Source organism: Pseudomonas sp. KD5, assembly GCF_012932895.1.
Lineage (GTDB): Bacteria > Pseudomonadota > Gammaproteobacteria > Pseudomonadales > Pseudomonadaceae > Aquipseudomonas.
Window position 1 is genome coordinate 322,564 of the sequence record NZ_JDWJ01000005.1, and the last position, 14,800, is coordinate 337,363.

General features: G+C 59.7%; 18 protein-coding genes. All 18 read right to left on the bottom strand.

The window, feature by feature from the left end; genetic code table 11:
* Positions 1-6: 6 nt before the first annotated feature.
* The 18 genes from AF70_RS13730 to AF70_RS13815 all read right to left on the bottom strand — a co-directional run bounded on the left by AF70_RS13730 (position 7) and on the right by AF70_RS13815 (position 14,718).
* Entirely contained in the window at positions 7-453 is a 447-nt protein-coding gene (locus AF70_RS13730; RefSeq protein WP_028939225.1) for a phage tail assembly chaperone, read from the bottom strand.
* Entirely contained in the window at positions 454-1,350 is an 897-nt protein-coding gene (locus AF70_RS13735; protein ID WP_028939224.1) for a hypothetical protein, read from the bottom strand.
* An 85-nt stretch (positions 1,351-1,435) separates the two neighbouring features.
* The gene (locus AF70_RS13740) at positions 1,436-2,008 is read right to left on the bottom strand and encodes a tail fiber assembly protein (protein ID WP_028939223.1); all 573 of its coding nucleotides are present in this window, start codon (positions 2,006-2,008) and stop codon (positions 1,436-1,438) included.
* A gap of 7 nt (positions 2,009-2,015) precedes the next feature.
* Positions 2,016-3,056 (bottom strand): hypothetical protein, encoded by a 1,041-nt coding sequence (locus AF70_RS13745; protein WP_028939222.1) that lies wholly within the window; start codon positions 3,054-3,056, stop codon positions 2,016-2,018.
* 169 nt (positions 3,057-3,225) lie between these two features.
* Positions 3,226-3,876 (bottom strand): hypothetical protein, encoded by a 651-nt coding sequence (locus AF70_RS13750; RefSeq protein WP_028939221.1) that lies wholly within the window; start codon positions 3,874-3,876, stop codon positions 3,226-3,228.
* A 4-nt stretch (positions 3,877-3,880) separates the two neighbouring features.
* Entirely contained in the window at positions 3,881-4,735 is an 855-nt protein-coding gene (locus tag AF70_RS13755; protein WP_028939220.1) for a hypothetical protein, read from the bottom strand.
* Between the two features lie 11 nt (positions 4,736-4,746).
* Positions 4,747-5,346, bottom strand: a complete 600-nt coding sequence (locus tag AF70_RS13760; protein WP_019580996.1) for a YmfQ family protein — start codon at positions 5,344-5,346, stop codon at positions 4,747-4,749.
* Positions 5,334-6,377, bottom strand: coding sequence for a baseplate J/gp47 family protein (locus tag AF70_RS13765; RefSeq protein WP_028939219.1), 1,044 nt, complete (start codon positions 6,375-6,377; stop codon positions 5,334-5,336). The genes AF70_RS13760 and AF70_RS13765 overlap by 13 nt, the downstream gene beginning before the upstream one ends.
* Entirely contained in the window at positions 6,367-6,765 is a 399-nt protein-coding gene (locus AF70_RS13770; protein ID WP_018926967.1) for a phage GP46 family protein, read from the bottom strand. The genes AF70_RS13765 and AF70_RS13770 overlap by 11 nt, the downstream gene beginning before the upstream one ends.
* Complete coding sequence (locus AF70_RS13775; protein WP_028939218.1) at positions 6,765-7,274, bottom strand: phage baseplate assembly protein V; 510 nt, start codon at positions 7,272-7,274, stop codon at positions 6,765-6,767. The genes AF70_RS13770 and AF70_RS13775 overlap by 1 nt, the downstream gene beginning before the upstream one ends.
* A 52-nt stretch (positions 7,275-7,326) precedes the next feature.
* On the bottom strand, positions 7,327-8,370 hold the full coding sequence (locus tag AF70_RS13780; protein WP_019580999.1) for a phage baseplate assembly protein: 1,044 nt from the start codon (positions 8,368-8,370) through the stop codon (positions 7,327-7,329).
* A 3-nt stretch (positions 8,371-8,373) separates the two neighbouring features.
* A complete protein-coding gene (locus AF70_RS13785; protein WP_028939217.1) occupies positions 8,374-9,609 on the bottom strand; it encodes a DNA circularization protein in 1,236 nt (411 codons plus the stop codon).
* Positions 9,596-11,620 carry a hypothetical protein gene (locus AF70_RS13790; protein WP_032830949.1) on the bottom strand — a complete coding sequence of 675 codons (2,025 nt, stop codon included), beginning with the start codon at positions 11,618-11,620 and terminating at the stop codon, positions 9,596-9,598. Before AF70_RS13790 ends, AF70_RS13785 begins: the two co-directional genes overlap by 14 nt.
* A gap of 130 nt (positions 11,621-11,750) precedes the next feature.
* On the bottom strand, positions 11,751-12,047 hold the full coding sequence (locus AF70_RS13795) for a phage tail assembly protein (RefSeq protein WP_018926972.1): 297 nt from the start codon (positions 12,045-12,047) through the stop codon (positions 11,751-11,753).
* The gene (locus AF70_RS13800; RefSeq protein WP_018926973.1) at positions 12,044-12,391 is read right to left on the bottom strand and encodes a phage tail tube protein; all 348 of its coding nucleotides are present in this window, start codon (positions 12,389-12,391) and stop codon (positions 12,044-12,046) included. Before AF70_RS13800 ends, AF70_RS13795 begins: the two co-directional genes overlap by 4 nt.
* A 67-nt stretch (positions 12,392-12,458) precedes the next feature.
* A complete protein-coding gene (locus tag AF70_RS13805; protein WP_028939215.1) occupies positions 12,459-13,955 on the bottom strand; it encodes a phage tail sheath subtilisin-like domain-containing protein in 1,497 nt (498 codons plus the stop codon).
* On the bottom strand, positions 13,955-14,137 hold the full coding sequence (locus AF70_RS13810) for a DUF2635 domain-containing protein (RefSeq protein WP_003198311.1): 183 nt from the start codon (positions 14,135-14,137) through the stop codon (positions 13,955-13,957). Before AF70_RS13810 ends, AF70_RS13805 begins: the two co-directional genes overlap by 1 nt.
* The gene (locus AF70_RS13815) at positions 14,134-14,718 is read right to left on the bottom strand and encodes a hypothetical protein (protein ID WP_028939214.1); all 585 of its coding nucleotides are present in this window, start codon (positions 14,716-14,718) and stop codon (positions 14,134-14,136) included. Before AF70_RS13815 ends, AF70_RS13810 begins: the two co-directional genes overlap by 4 nt.
* Between the last annotated feature and the right edge of the window lie 82 nt (positions 14,719-14,800).

The window sequence follows — 14,800 nt, forward strand, 5'->3', positions numbered from 1 at the left end:
CTCATGTCAAAGATATCCACTCAGCCAAAGTGGCGCAGTGGGTCGATGTTCAATGAAAGGAAAAAACGAATCTTGCGGCCAATCCCGAAGTGCGCGGCGATAAGCCTGCAACTCGGCGTATTGTTTGGTGGTCAATGTCGTGCCGCCGCCATCCTCCAGTTCGTCCCTGTCGCGAGCGACCATGCTATCGGTGACCGATAACTGGCTATCACGCCAAAGGCGCTCGATTTTGGCCGCTTCGTCAGGCGCGAGCGGCAGCGGATCGACCAAGACTGGAAATCCGTTATCGGTATTTACCGCAATCATTTTCGGGGTGACTGCCAGTTGCTGGAGCAGCGATATCCAGTACGCCTGTGGAATCTCGATGACATCGTCGGGGATGTCCGAAGTGTTGATACCCGGCACATAGACGCCCCGGGTATTGGCGCTAAACAAAACATTGAACGCGTTCATTCAATAGCCCTTCGCAAAATAATTCACACTCCATCCCGCCTGCGACTGACCGGAAAAATTCCGGACTTTCAGGCGACAGCCCTGTTTGGTCCCGGTACCCCCAACCAGGATGACCATCGCACCGTCGCCCCCCACATGGGTGGCCACGAGCGAAGAAAAAGACGTCGGGAACGAGATCGGGAAAGTGACATAGACATCGCCATTGGCATCCGTGGTGCCAACGCCCCATTGTTCAATGTTGCCACTGGGATACTTCTGGTAACCGACGTTACCGTAGACGCCGGAGAAGGACGAAGCGTACTTGTCGCTGACCGAGCCCCCATACAGGCGCCACTCGCTACTCAGCTTGATGAAGTGCGCGGAATCACCGAGGCCAAGCTTGACCGGCCCGAATGTGCCGTTACAGGTCTCGATGAGTTCGGCGCCAGCCGGGTTGATGGTCAGCACACCGTTTCCGGCGTTGATGACATGGATCGTGCTGGCATGGGCAAGCCCATTGATGGATGGCAACGTCGCCGTGATCGGCGTGGCACTGGCAAAACTCGCCACCCCACCCACACTGGCTGCAGTCAACGTTGCGCTCGCGGGAAAGGCGTTGAAACCTGAAAACTGTAGACCGCTGCGGGTCACGAATTCAGTGGTGGCGACCGACTGATCACTGTCGAACTGTGGCGCGGTCACAAACAGCTTGTTACTGCGCAACGCCGTTAACAGTTGATCGTTACTCGCCTCTGATGGATTGATGCCGGCAGCCTCGATGACTTTCAACAACTCCAGAGTGACACCATTGCCCCAGCTGGCAGGGATCAAAGAGCCCGGAGTCCCCGTGATCAGGTTTTCATCGACAAACTTGCCGTCCACCAGTCCGGCGCTGGGGACGCTATTGGGATAGTCCACGGTATATCCTTCCGTTGGTATTTTGCAGGCAGCCGCGTGCTGGCAATACAAGGCAGCACTTCCAGTTATTAGTAAGTTTGGGGGCTTATACGACTACGATGCTGACAGGCGAAGCCGGCCATTCAATGATCCGTGGAAAATCCGGTTGCCGTTCAATGTTCATCAACTTGAGCGTATAGCGTTTCCATTCTTGCAGAGTAGCCAGTTGAACATTAGTAGCCTCACCCAGTTCATAGGCGTATTGCAGCGGTGCAACGCGAATAACCACCTCACGTAGACGATTGTCTCGCTCTACGCCGGCTTGAGCGGTTTTGCCTGCTCGTTCGGCAGCCAAGTCCAGCGCCCAGTCATCATTCAGCCAAACATAGTATTCGCCGGGGCGAGGCTTGACAGTCAGATAGTCAGGCAACGGACCCAATTCGTACCAATATTGAGGACCGCCTGTGTCTTTGCGATACACCAGGCGGTTGCGTAAATCGATAAGTTGCGACGCGGCACCGTTACGCCACCCCCATACATAACCGGTTTCGGCGGGTGGCAGAACTTCCGGCAACTCGATCGCATTGCCCGGCCAAACAACCCCCATACCAGGAATGACCGGCAACTCGACGGGACCGCTCAACTCTTGAGAACTTTCATTTAAATAGTAATAAGCCATATGCACCTCAAATTAGTTTCAGTCGACCTGGATAAGCAATGTTCCTGGGGCGACTCATCCCCCAATATCCACTGCTCAGATTCTCGGTAAACGCGGCGGAAGAGTAGTAAGACAGGCCAGAAAAGGTTGTTGGGTCCACCCCCACTGTCGCAAGGTTGCCAATCCCCTGAACCGCTGGAGATGCTCCGTTATCGCCTGTAATGTTCGTGCCTGTCTGCCAGGCACCGGCTCCGCGAGCGGTATCGACACCGCGTTGTTCATCGAGAACGCGGATAAATTCACCTCGAACTTCCGGGGCGCGGAATGTTCTGATCCCATCGCCGCTGCTCCAACCTCCGGCGCGGTCAACTTCTGCGCGCAACATTCCGGATTGAACGGCGTGATCCCAAAGCCAAGGCCATTCGGAACGAAGAAACTCTCTGCCGTTCAACGCGCCATAACCACCGGGACTGAACGCGGTTGTCGTATCAAGAACAATCCTTCCCAATGGCGTCGCATCGAAGCGCCCGACGGGCCACCAATTTCCCGCTCCATCGCTTCGTAAATGCCACCAGTCACCCGCCCCCATCAAAACCAGAAACGGGTATCCATTTGGCGACAAGTGAGTATGGAACTTGATTCGATCATTACCTGAGGCCTGAACTACCAGGCGGTTAACACTGTTGTCAGTCCGTCGAACAACGACATCCCGAACACCTGACAACGAATTCGCTTCCGGCAGGCTAATAGTAGTCTCCGTCGCACTGGCATTAATCAGTACCAGCCCCAACTCTTCGGGCCTCAACACCTTTGATCCCGATACTTCAGTCACCCGCGAAGGCATGGGACTGGCCAGATTCAGGAGCGTCTTCAAGGCCGCCAGCAATTGATCGTTAACACTCTCGGATGGCGTCATTCCGGCCGCCGTAATAACGGCCAGAAGCTCTTCGGTCACGCCATTTCCCCATACTGCCGGAATCAACGATCCCGGTGTCCCGGCAACGGGGTTCTCATCGACAAACTGGCCATTGACCAATCCGACGCTGGGTACACTCTTTGGATAATCCATATTTTTATCCTCCTATTGGAATAACAAATGACCGAACCCCACGCTGGTGCAGGTGTCCCGGGATGTAGTGAGCAAAAAAAAACCCACTCGGTGAGTGGGTATATGGCTTGCTGGCAGTCGAACTGAATCTGTCTCAATACAAGAGCGGAGAAGATCGAAACACGCTCAATTAGACTTCCTGCACCATGAGTAAATTACCAATAGCCATAACCGCCTCATCACTGGCGTCCCTGGCCAAGTCCATCTTGCCCTTGGCGATATGTGCCTTGATTTTCTCTTTGGCCTTCAATCGGAGGGTGCGAAGCGTCAGTAAACTCTCATTGAATTGAGCGGCTTTTTCGAGAATCTCGTCGGTGGCTTGTTTGGCAGTTCGGCCTTTGACGACCCACGCAGATATAGCCAGTGGCACAGCCTTTTTGGGATAACCCTCATCCTTGAATGCCTGCGCATCCGTCGCAGCTCTTGCATACTCCAGGGTGAGAAGTGGATCACCGGCAATGACTTGGCGAGCGCTGTCTGCCGCCGCGTCCACACGGGCACAAAGTTGCTCAGCATCCAGACTCTCCGATTCCGCCGTATCTGCAAGGCTCAGCACCCACTGAGTACCATCCCAGTAATGGGATGGTGAGGGTTGCGGCGTTTCGACTTTTGTCAGCTCACCATTAAATACAAGGTGCGGTAACTCTTTCTGAACCCATTGCTCAGCAGTGATCGGTAGAGCGCCATTAGCGACCGTGGGGGCAGCGTAAGCAAACAGTTCAGTGTCTTGCCATTCAATGATCAAGCCGGTTGCTCGGCAATAAAGCACTTGTTTTGTCATGTTTTCACCACTCGATGATCATGAGGCCAGGCGCTCCCTGACCTCCGGGCTGCCCGGTGCCGACACCAGGAATGTAATAACCGCCGGCACCACTGCCCCCGGCACCGAAACCATAGGCCGATTTCCCGGGAAAGCCTGAGGTTGTGCCAGAACGAGCAGAGTTGCCTCCCGTACCAAAAGGTCCGCTTGCTCCCTGTCCCCCATAACCCGCCGCCATATTGGACGTTGTATCTGTCGCATCCCCTCCCGCAGGAAAGCCCTGACCGCCCGAAGGCCCCGGAACAAAGCCAGCCATGTTGACGCCGGAAAGACCTGGGCTACCGCCAGATAGCACCAGCAGCGCACCCGAAGTGCCCACCAGAGTATTGCCTCCCGCCGTTGCGGTCACATTGCCGTTTCCCCCGACGCCCGCCGCCCCGATCACAATCGGGATCACCTGCCCTGGTGTCACCGCCACCAACAGTTTGATCACCGGTTGACCTGCCCCGCCACCGCTGCCGCCTGAAGCTGTCGCGCTGGTGCCCCCTGGGCAAGCTCCGCCGCCGCCACCGCCAGCACAACCGCTGAGCCAAATCTTCGTTACACCGGCAGGTACGGTGAAACTGCCGTTTGCGGTGAAACGCTGGATACCAAGGCCGGCAGTCGAACGACTGATGCTGCGAATGGCACTCAAGAGTTGCGTCAGATTTGATTCGCTGGGCGTCAAACCGGCAGCAGTAATCACCTCAAGAATTTCACTCGTTACCCCATTCCCCCATTCCGCCGGAATCAACGACCCCGCCGTCCCGGTCAGCGGGTTCTCATCCACAAACTTCCCATTCACCAATCCGGCGCTGGGCACACTCTTCGGATAATCCATCCCTCTACTCCCTAGTCATAATTGATGTGTACCCTGGTGTGCGCCGGTGCGCTGCGGTGGATCAGGCACTCCAGCGCCGAGCCTGGATTCACGCCGAAACGCTCGCCCCAGTAACTCGCCCCAAAACGCCGGCCCAACAGCAATCGCCCACCGGTATTCAGCGTCCACATGAACTGCGCTTCCCAAGTGCCCCAGTGCGCCGCACCGAAACGCGAGCGGCCCATGCGCGGGGCTTCGAGTTCGGTGATGGTGGCGCTCGGGTAACCCTGGCTTTTCGCGATCTCGAGGTAGTAGCCGACGGCTTGACTGCCGACCGCGAGCAGTCGCCGGCGCACGGCCAGGCGGCGGTCATCGAACAGTGGCGTGGCGCCCAGGCATGGGTCGGGAAGGTTCATTACCCGCTCCCAATCGGGCACCAGTTCGCTGACCCCAGCCGGGTCCATTTCGTTGAGCAGGTCGGCGGCGCGGGCGTCGAGGCGGGCCAGCTCCTGTGCCACGCCTTCGAGCACTTCTTCGAGTTCAGGAACTTGTTCAGGGTCCCAGGCCGGCCCACTGGGCAGCAGGCTGCGCAGTTGGGCGTGGTATTGCGCGGCGGTTCTTATGCCCCCCATACGCAACCTCCAAACGTCAGCAATTCGTTTTTGTTGGCAGGGACATCGGCGACGGGCGAGGTGAGTGAGTGGTCGTATTCACCACTGGCGCTGCTGATGGCTTCACGGATGTGACTGATCAACAATTTCTGGCCGAGGTCGGCTTCACGGTTATGCAGGTCACGTAATTGCGCCTCGACTGCCGCACGGACTGCCGTGGTGTCGGGACTCACGCTGAGGTGATAGACGACCGGTACCTGAACCGGCCGCTGTACATGCACCTCGGCGGTGACCGGGCGCAGAGGCTCGATGTAGGCCTGGACTTCGGCCAGTTGTTCGTCATTCGGCACCGGCTGCGGATCGTCGTCACGCATGATGAACAGGCTGACCGTGCCCGGCCCCAACAAACCGCCACGGCACCAGGCGCGGGTCACACCAGGGCATTCCAGGGCCCAGGTTTCATAGTCCTGGGCCGAACCGCCGTGGGGGATGATGCGGTAGGAGCGAATCACCCGCGAGCGCAGTGACTCCAGGCTTTCCCGCGCCACACCACCGTTGAGCCCCGGCGCCAGTACGGTAAAGCTATTGCCGACGATCCCCGCAATCGGCTGCACCGGTATCAACGTCAAGCCGGCCTCGGCATTGCCCAGGCTGCCGGCTTCGAGCGCGGCGATGGTGGTGCTGTTGAGGCCGTTGCTGGTGGTGCGCGCGGCGGTCACTTTGTAGGTGCGACCGTCGCTCGATTGCAGCAGGGTGTCGACGTCCAGCACGGCACCGGCGCTGGCGGTAAAGCTGACGCTGCCGCTGGCCGCTTGTGCGGACTTGCGCGGCTGGTTCAAACGCAGTGCGGCGATCCGTTCCAGGGTCAATTCATCGGCCTTGTCCGGGAGGATCTGCTCGGCGATCCAGTCCAGGTAGCCATACAGGCCATAGGCGGCGCCACCGAGGGTGCGGGCCAGCACTTGCGCATCGGACTGGCGCAGCGAATCGCTGGCCAGGTCGCTTTGGGCGCGCTTGATCAGCACCGGCAGCGAAGGGGTTTCAAACGGCATAGATCACCTGCCAACTGTTATCGGGGTTGATGTCCAAGCGTTCGCCGTCGGCCAGGGTCAGGACCGTGCGCAGGTTCAGGCGCTGGGCGTCGAGGCGTTCGCTGATGATGTCGATGGCGCTGCAGTGGCCGTCGTCGATCAGCCATTGCAGGGCTTCGCGGGCATAGAACTCGGCGTCCATCTGGGTCTGGCGGGTCAGCTTGACCCGGCGCAACAGCCACAACCGCGAACCGATGCGGTCGTCGGCCACCGTAGGAAAGCTGTCGCCCCACCAGCCAAAACGCTCTTCGTCGTCGAGGGCATCGTCATCGGCGGCGCGGCGCCAGGTGAACAGGCTGATCAGCACTGAGCGAGTCAGTGCGGCGTGGAGGTTCTGGCTGATCAACATCACTGCCCTCCCGCCGGTGCGCCGGTCTGGCCGTTGCCCGCTTGCACGCCGACATGCACGTGTTTGATCTGGCTGATGCCACCGGCAATCTGATCGCCGGTGGAGACGATTTTTCCGGTCTGGTTGATCACGGGTGTGTCGAAGTTGACTGCACTGCTGGCGCGGATATTCAGGGTGGCAGTTTCGATGTCGATGATCCGCCCGCGCTTGAAGTGGATCTTGTCGCCTTCGTCGGTGTAGATCGCTACTTCTCCCGCGGCCAGGGACTGGAGGCGATAGCGACGATCGGCGACTACCAACACGATGGCGTGGGAGCGATCACCGCCCAGAAATGTAGCGACACCTTCGGCGCCGGCCAGCGGGTTGCTGGTGAATCCGTAGGGTTCGAAGTGCTCCATGTCGTCGTTCACTTCGCCGGCGGTGAGGCGCATTTGCAGCGATTGAAGCTTGGTGGCCGAGTTGGCGAGCACGACAGTGCCGCGCGCCAGGAGGCGTGTCAGTAGGCTCATGTTGAATTCCTTGGAGGGGCGAGGCCGAAGGCTGCGACCTTTTAAGGGGCTATCAGGTTTTCTTCGGGGGCTCGGGATTGGCATCGAAGGTATGCGGCGGTGCGACTTGCAGGGTGGTGATCGAACCTTGCGCCGACAGCGAGTAGGTCACTTTGGAAATCAGCATGTCGTCATCGAACCCCAGCACCGGATCCTTGACCCGCACCAACGTGTTATGACGCCACAGATCGCCGTTCGATTGCCGCCAACCCTGCACCTGATAAGTGGTGGTTTTGGCCTTGCCGACGCGGGTAGCGCTTTCCCAGTTGGCCCGTTGCAAGGCGAGATCGGGATTGATCTGCATGCCTTCGTTGATCACCGTAACCCGCCGACGCTTGTAGCTCAGGTCGGCAGATACCGATTCAACCTCGCTGACCGCCGCCCCGCTCTTCTTGTCCGTGCCCTTTTGCTGACCGATGACCCGGTATTCGGAGAACACCTGGCTGTAATCCATCGGTGCGTTGGCCGAGAGAATATTCTTGCCCAACTCCAGCGCATCGCTGGCTCGGCCACCACTGCCAGGCCGGGCCAACACCAACCGGCCCTGGGCATCATCGGTAGAAAACACCCGGAATAACGTCAGCAAGCGGTCGATGGATTGAAACACCGTTTCCCCCGGCACGATGGTGTGACTGCTGAGCCGGGCGGTCTCGGGAATTTCACTGACCACAAAGACCTTGTAGGTGATCGCCAGCGCTTCGACGATGCTCAACAGCGATTGCTCATGCCATTGATTCGGGCGGTTGGTCGCGGCGCAATCCACCAGGTCCTGAGTACAAGAACTGCCTTCGATGTTCAGGCTGATCTGTCGCCCGTCATAGCTGATCGGGGCCTTGAACACATACCCGGTCAGTACCAGATCCTGGCCGATGCGCACTTCACAGGCGTCACCGGGCTGGATCCGCTTGTCCACGGTCTGCCCCGGCCATTGCCAGGTGATGTTGAGTTTAAAGGTGCGGAACTGACGCTCCAGATCCGCCGTGATTTCCACGCTTTTCCAACCACCGTATTCCAGGCCGCCGACCGTCAATGTGACGCGGTTATCCATCTCGTTCATGGTTCACTTCCCGGATACTTTCACATCGTTCGGCGCGTACCCTGGATGGGCAATTCCGTTGCGCTGAATCACTTCGGTGACCCGCGTTGCATCGGCAAATTGCTTGTACGCCACGACCAGCGCCGGAAGGCTTTCCTGAAAAGACTTGCTGACCTGTCGTACACCCGACGACGCCACTGCCTTGAGATGCGCAAGCAACGCCTGCTTCACATCGTCGATAGCCTGGTAGTGCGCGGGACCGGCCTTGTCCAGCATCGGGTTGGTCGCCTCGACAAGCGCCTTTTGCAGCGCTTTCAAATCGTCGGTGACCGGTACTTCCTGCCGGGTGACCGGCAGGTTCGCCTGCTGCTCCAGCGATGGCGTCGACGACAGTTTCACCGGTGTCGACGCGACCGGCATCGAGGCAACCCATTGCGCTACTTTGACCAGCAACGTGTCCTGCACCAGATCGGCCATGGCTTGCGCCGCGGCCGTGGTGTCCTTGCCGGTGGTGAGCTTTGGGGCATCGGCCTTGCGGATGGCTTCGAGCTGTTGGGACACGTCGGCAATCACGCCACGATAACCCTCCTTCGCGAAGTCCTTGAGCGATTTGATATCGCCGAGCAAGCCCTTGAATTCCGCCGCCACTTCCTTGGGCAATTCCTTGACCGCGTTGACCAGCTCGGTGATCTGCCGATATTGCTCGATCAACGGTTTGAGCTGTTCCTTGATTACGTCATACACCCCGGTCAGGCTGTTGCGCAGATTGGCGATGCCGATTCGCGCGGCCTTGATCAGGGTCATGGCCTGTTCGAAACGCGCCACCGCCGAGCCCAGCAAGGTGTCGGCCTTGGCCAGCAGCACCTTCTGCGTGCTGACCGTGGCCGTCGGAAACGGCAGCGGTTCATCGGGGTAAAACTTCAGCGTGAACGTCACCAGCCCGCCGTCCTGGCGGGTATGGGTCATGTCGCATTCGCCGACCTTGACTTGTATCCGCCCCAGCCACGGGTGCACCAGTTCACCACTGCCCTGCTCCAGCGCCTTGAGCAGCTTGTCGCGCTGCTCCAGGCAATCGGGGCCGACGATGAACGCCGTCAGATCGTGGATCTTTGCCTGCTGGCCAAGGCCCTCGAAAAACGGCAGGTCCCGCTGCGGATACTCGTGCAACTGGCCCTTTTTACCGACCGGGGTTTTCGCCTGATCGACCCAGAAACCGACACCGCGAAAGGACGCCGGCAACAAACGGTCACGCCAACTCATTGGAGCCTCCCATGGAAAGTGAGCGGTAGCCGATGCGCGAGTTGAGCGACAGCCCCGGTTGATTGGTTTGCGGTTGATCGGTGCGCAGCCCGGCCGGCGCGTTTTCGAAGCGAACCGTCAGGCCGCCTTCGAGTTGCGTGCGATTGTTGGCGGCGCTTTGCTGCACCAGGGCGTTGGAGCCTTGGGCCAGGTTGTTCGACAGCGGCGCCGCATCATTGCTGGCACCAAAGAACGCTGGTGCGAGCTCCCCCTTGCCTTCGGCATTGGTTTTCTGTTGCGCCGCAGTCAAGCCTTCGACCTTACCGGTAACACTGGTAATGAAACCGCCAAAGCCACCGTTGAACATTTCCCTGATTGGCGCGAGCAGGTCTTGCAGCTTGCCCGACCAAATGGAAAACCACTCGGTGACCGGCTCCCAACCGGCCTTGAACATGTCCAGGGGGGACCAATCAAAGAGTCCCTTGAAGTAATCCACCATCGGTTGCGCCCGCACTTGCAAGTCTTGCCACATGCCCGAGAAGTAATTGCTAACCGGGTCCCAGGCGGCACGAAACACCTCCGCCGGCGACCAGTCGAACAGGCCTTTGAAAAAGGCCACCGCCGGTTGCGCCTGCACTTGCAGGTTCTGCCACAGGCCCGAGAGGTAATTGCTCACCGGGTCCCAGGCGGCACGAAACATCTCCGTCGGCGACCAGTCGAACAGGCCTTTGAAAAAGGCCACCGCCGGTTGCGCCTGCACTTGCAGGTTCTGCCACATCCCCGATAAGTAATTGCTCACCGGATCCCAAGCGGCACGAAACATCTGCGTCGGTGACCAGTCGAACAGGCCTTTGAGAAAATCGACCGCCACCGCGGCCAGCGCACGAAGCACATCCCAGATCGCCGAAAAGCACGTAACCACCGGTTGCCAGGCACGGGCGACCTTGTCCACCACGTTCCAGTCAAAGAGCTTCTTGAGAAAACTCATCGCCGGCACTGCCAAGGCCCTGAGCAAATCCCAGAGCGCGGAAAACAACCCCACCAGCGGCTGCCAATTGCTGGCCACGATGACGAGCGGATGCCAGGAAAACAGCGTCTTGAAAAAGTCGCCGATCGGGGCCGACAGTTTTTTCACGTCCTCCCAGAGCGAACCGAAAAAGCCACTGATCGGTGCCCACGCCGCTTCAATCGACGCTTGGGGCGACCACTCGAAGATCGACCGAAAGCTCTGCCAGGCCTGTGCCGTCGCGCCGTAAATCGATCCCCACAGCTCGGAAACAAAACCGCTGATCGGCGCCCAACCCGCCTTCAGCGCCTCAAGCGGTTTCCAGTTGAACAGGCTCTGGAACGCTGCAAACGTCGACTCCGCCGCCCCTTGCATCGCTTGCCAGATACCTTTGAAGAATCCCGATATCGGCTTCCAGTAAGCCACTATCAAACCCGCTGTCAGGGCAATCACTGCGGCGACAATGCCAATGGGGGAAGTCAGCAGACCCATCACAGCAACGAGCCCCATGGCCCCTGCAGTGACCACCGTGAAGGCCACGGCTGCCGCCGCCAACCCTTCGACCAGTGCAGGGTTATTGGCGACAAATTCGCCAACGGCAGTGATCAACGGCATCAGGCCGGTGACCACACTGTTGACCGCCGGCAGCAGCGCCTGCCCCATTTTCAAGGAAATACCGTCTACCGCATCGTTGAACTGCTTGAGGTTGGTAGCGGTATGACCGAGCGACACCTCAGGCGCTTTCAGCGTCGTGGTTTTACTGGATTTGTCCTCGAGTTCATCTTCTGCCTTGATTGCCTTTTTGATGCCGCTGATGAAGGGTTCCAGCAGCCCGCCCCCATTGATGAAGGCGCCCGCATCGAGCGTGCCGAGGCCGCTGTCCTCGATGCTTTTCTTGAACGCGCCGATCCTGGCCTTGATGCCCTTGAGCTGGGTATCCAGCTTCTGGGCATTGATCACGACCACGGACATGTTCACCGTGGTCTGAATGTTCGTCAGGCTCATGCTTTGTTGTATGTTCGCCATCACTGCACCTGCTGCATCGCATTGATCCGTTGCGCGTGCTCCAGCGATTCGCGGAGCACATCCAGTGGCCTGGCCATCATCTGTTCGGGGTCAACCTTCCAGAACCAGGCCAGGTCATAGGCGACTGCGATCAGGTCGGTGATGGCTCCGATGCCGCACTCATGAAAAAACTCGCGACCGCCCAACTCAGCGTATTGAGGTCAGCCAGATCCAGTTGGTTGACCGACGACGGCGGGATGCCGGCGCACACGGCGATGTATTTGGCCGCGACGTCCATGTCGAGGCTGACCTCTTCGCTCTTGTCGATCTTGTACGGCAGCGCCTTGATCGCTCGCACTTCCTGCACCGTCGGGCGGCGCAGGTTGAGCTCGGTCAAGGGCTCGCCGTGGGCTTCGATCGCAACTTGAAGCTTCACGGCGTTGCTCATTGCCAAGTCCCCTTGATGCCTTCGAATTTCAGTTCGATGGTGGCGTCATCGCCTTTGGATACCGGCTCCTCCACCAGATAAGCGCCGGCTAGTACATAGACTTTGCCGTTACTGAATTCGCAGGTGACGGTCATGTCGGAGCCTGCGATCAGTTGCTTGAGCGGGAAGTCCGCAGTGTGCAGCGCCGTCACTTTGAACGACGGCGCGATGTCGGTTTCCTTGTAGAAGCCCGGCACGACGGTTTCCCGTTTAACGGCCATCAATGGTGCTTCGCAGCCACCGTTGATGGTCAGTTGAGCGCCGTCCACTTTGACGTAGCAGGTGCCCGCAATCAGTTGACCCATGGTGTTTCTCCCTTCAAATAAAAAGCCCACACGCGGTGGGCCGAATTCATACAGTCAAAGGCAGCGATCAGGCTGCGTCGTCGTACTGCAGACGGAACTGGTTGAGCAGCGCGAACACGCGCAGGCCGTTGATGTAGTCCGGCGGGAACAGCACGTTGACCCGGCTCGGGTCCTGAGTGTCGCGCTCGACGATCAGGTGTTCGGCGAACAGCTCGGCGTTTTCCACATGGCCTTCCAGTTCGAGCTTGGCGTACTGGGCGATCAGCTCACCGCGAAGGGTGCTCGGGGTAACGATTGGCTGGCCGGCGCCGAAACGGGTGCCGTCGGAGGCCAGTTTGTGGCGGCCGTATTTGCTGGTGATCACGCTTTGCAGACGACGCACGATGAACGCCGACTGGTGCATGGTTTCGCTGTCCAGGTAGGAGTTGTCTGCCTGGCCGTAGGCGTTCTTCTGATAGGTGGTGATCGAACGCTGAATGCGCACGTAGCCGCCTTCGTAGTACGCGGTGGCGATGCCGTAGTTGAGCAGCGACTGACGCTCGGTCAGGGTGAACCGCTCGCTCGCCGGAGCCGGGTCGAGACCTGGCAGGCTGCCGCTTTGGGTCGGACGGCTGGCGTCGGCCGAGATGAACACCGAGGTGCGCGCAGCCAGGGCCGCGGCCTGTACCCAAAACGGTTGCGGTACGCCCGGTTCCAGCGCCTGAATGGTCATGTGCTGGTCGTTACGCGCCTGACCGGCCGCCACCAGAGTGCCGACGGTGCCGCGTTTGGCACTGTAGACGTGACCGAACAATTGCTTGGCCCAGGACCAACGACCGGTGCTGTCATCCATGACGGCTTGCCAGGTGTTGAGCGTCGACAGATCCGACCACGGCATGCAGATGAACTCGAACGGTTCATCGCCCAGCGCAGCCACGGCAGCCACTTGATCCGGCACACCGGCGCCGCCAGTCATGGCGGTGATCGCCGAGGTCAGGCCGGCCGGGGTTTCTTCGCCGTTGCTCTTGCCCAGGCGATTGAATTGCAGGCTGATGTCGTTGCCGCTGTCGCCAGTCCATTTGGCGCTCAGGGTGACCACACCTTCGACCGCTGCGGCAGTGACCGGCAGATCGGCGCTGGCGTTGATTTTCAGTGCCAGGGCGGTGGCCGCTTGCGCCGCGGTGGCGCCGTTGACGATGGCCGCCTGAACGCGAACGCCGCCGACGTACAGGTTGAGCACGCCGCTTTGGGTCGCCGCACCCGTCAGGGTCAGCACGCCTTTGGCAATGCTGCCTTCGGTGTTGTGCAGCGGCAGGCACCAGATCTCGCCGATCGGGTCGGTCTTGCGCCAGGTTTCGTACATCGAGGCGAGCATCGAGCCTTGGCCGCCAATGCTTTTGGCCAACGCCACGCTGGACACCAGCACCAGCTTGCCGACATCGGCCGGCGCGATGTTGTCGTTGACCTGAGCGACGATCAGGCGGCGCATCGCCGACGACGCGCTATTGGCGGCCGAGTTGTCCATTTCGGCATAGAACAGCGGAACACGAATGTCCGCGGGGATGTTGCTGAATCCGATCGCCATTATTTGGCTCCCTGTGGTTTCGCCGCTTTCACGGCTTTGGTAGTGATATCGCCATCGGCCAGACGTCGACGCCACCAGGCGTTGTCCGGCACTTCACGGCCTTCGAGGGGCAACAGATCGCCCGCTTCCGGGTCCGGCACGGCACGGCCCGGGGCCGGCAGCACGGTGATGCGTTTGCTCATGGGGTTACGTCTCCAGAGAAAGTCAGTTCCAGGCGCCCGTCGGGGCCTGGGCGTTGCAGATTGGGGTCCGCCGGGTCGATCGCATCGACCCGCACGGTGACCCCGGTAAAGGACGACAAGCCGTCCAGTTCACGCTCGTGCCAGCTCTGCGCCGGTTGCCCCGGCAAATTGCGGCCGAGCTGGAATTCGGTGAAAAAGCGCAGGCGATAGAGCACACGGCTGCTGTTGATGGAAACCAGTTCGCCGCCGTCGTAGGCGATGGCGCTGTAGTCGTTACCAGGCTTGAAACCCACCAGTGCGCGCCACAGTTCGGCGCGCAGGTCGTGCAGTTGATCCAGCGCTGCAACGGCGTCCGTGGTGTCGAGCACCAGGGTGACTTCGACGCGGTCGCGGATCGGTTGCAGCATCAGGTTTTGCGCCACGCTTTTGCTGGCCAGATCGGCAATCGGCACCACATAGGCGCAAGGCGTTTGCAACGGGGTGTTGGCTTGCAGCGTAGCGAGGTCGATGCCGGCGGCCACACGATTGGCCAGGGTTGGGCATTGCTCACGCAGTTGCGTGATCAGGGCTGTGATCTTCATGGTTCTTCACCGGGCAATAAAAAACCCGCCGCGGCGGGTTTGAGTGAACGGTACTGGCCGTGGTAAACCCGCGTCCTTGCGG

Coding starts and splice junctions, on each gene's coding strand:
- AF70_RS13750 (WP_028939221.1), bottom strand. CDS start 3,876: ATGACAAAACAAGTGCTTTATTGCCGAGCAACCGGCTTGATCATTGAA.
- AF70_RS13760 (WP_019580996.1), bottom strand. CDS start 5,346: ATGGGGGGCATAAGAACCGCCGCGCAATACCACGCCCAACTGCGCAGC.
- AF70_RS13730 (WP_028939225.1), bottom strand. CDS start 453: ATGAACGCGTTCAATGTTTTGTTTAGCGCCAATACCCGGGGCGTCTAT.
- AF70_RS13775 (WP_028939218.1), bottom strand. CDS start 7,274: ATGAGCCTACTGACACGCCTCCTGGCGCGCGGCACTGTCGTGCTCGCC.
- AF70_RS13785 (WP_028939217.1), bottom strand. CDS start 9,609: ATGAGTTGGCGTGACCGTTTGTTGCCGGCGTCCTTTCGCGGTGTCGGT.
- AF70_RS13765 (WP_028939219.1), bottom strand. CDS start 6,377: ATGCCGTTTGAAACCCCTTCGCTGCCGGTGCTGATCAAGCGCGCCCAA.
- AF70_RS13805 (WP_028939215.1), bottom strand. CDS start 13,955: ATGGCGATCGGATTCAGCAACATCCCCGCGGACATTCGTGTTCCGCTG.
- AF70_RS13815 (WP_028939214.1), bottom strand. CDS start 14,718: ATGAAGATCACAGCCCTGATCACGCAACTGCGTGAGCAATGCCCAACC.
- AF70_RS13810 (WP_003198311.1), bottom strand. CDS start 14,137: ATGAGCAAACGCATCACCGTGCTGCCGGCCCCGGGCCGTGCCGTGCCG.
- AF70_RS13790 (WP_032830949.1), bottom strand. CDS start 11,620: ATGGCGAACATACAACAAAGCATGAGCCTGACGAACATTCAGACCACG.
- AF70_RS13755 (WP_028939220.1), bottom strand. CDS start 4,735: ATGGATTATCCGAAGAGTGTGCCCAGCGCCGGATTGGTGAATGGGAAG.
- AF70_RS13800 (WP_018926973.1), bottom strand. CDS start 12,391: ATGGGTCAACTGATTGCGGGCACCTGCTACGTCAAAGTGGACGGCGCT.
- AF70_RS13745 (WP_028939222.1), bottom strand. CDS start 3,056: ATGGATTATCCAAAGAGTGTACCCAGCGTCGGATTGGTCAATGGCCAG.
- AF70_RS13770 (WP_018926967.1), bottom strand. CDS start 6,765: ATGTTGATCAGCCAGAACCTCCACGCCGCACTGACTCGCTCAGTGCTG.
- AF70_RS13795 (WP_018926972.1), bottom strand. CDS start 12,047: ATGAGCAACGCCGTGAAGCTTCAAGTTGCGATCGAAGCCCACGGCGAG.
- AF70_RS13780 (WP_019580999.1), bottom strand. CDS start 8,370: ATGAACGAGATGGATAACCGCGTCACATTGACGGTCGGCGGCCTGGAA.
- AF70_RS13740 (WP_028939223.1), bottom strand. CDS start 2,008: ATGGCTTATTACTATTTAAATGAAAGTTCTCAAGAGTTGAGCGGTCCC.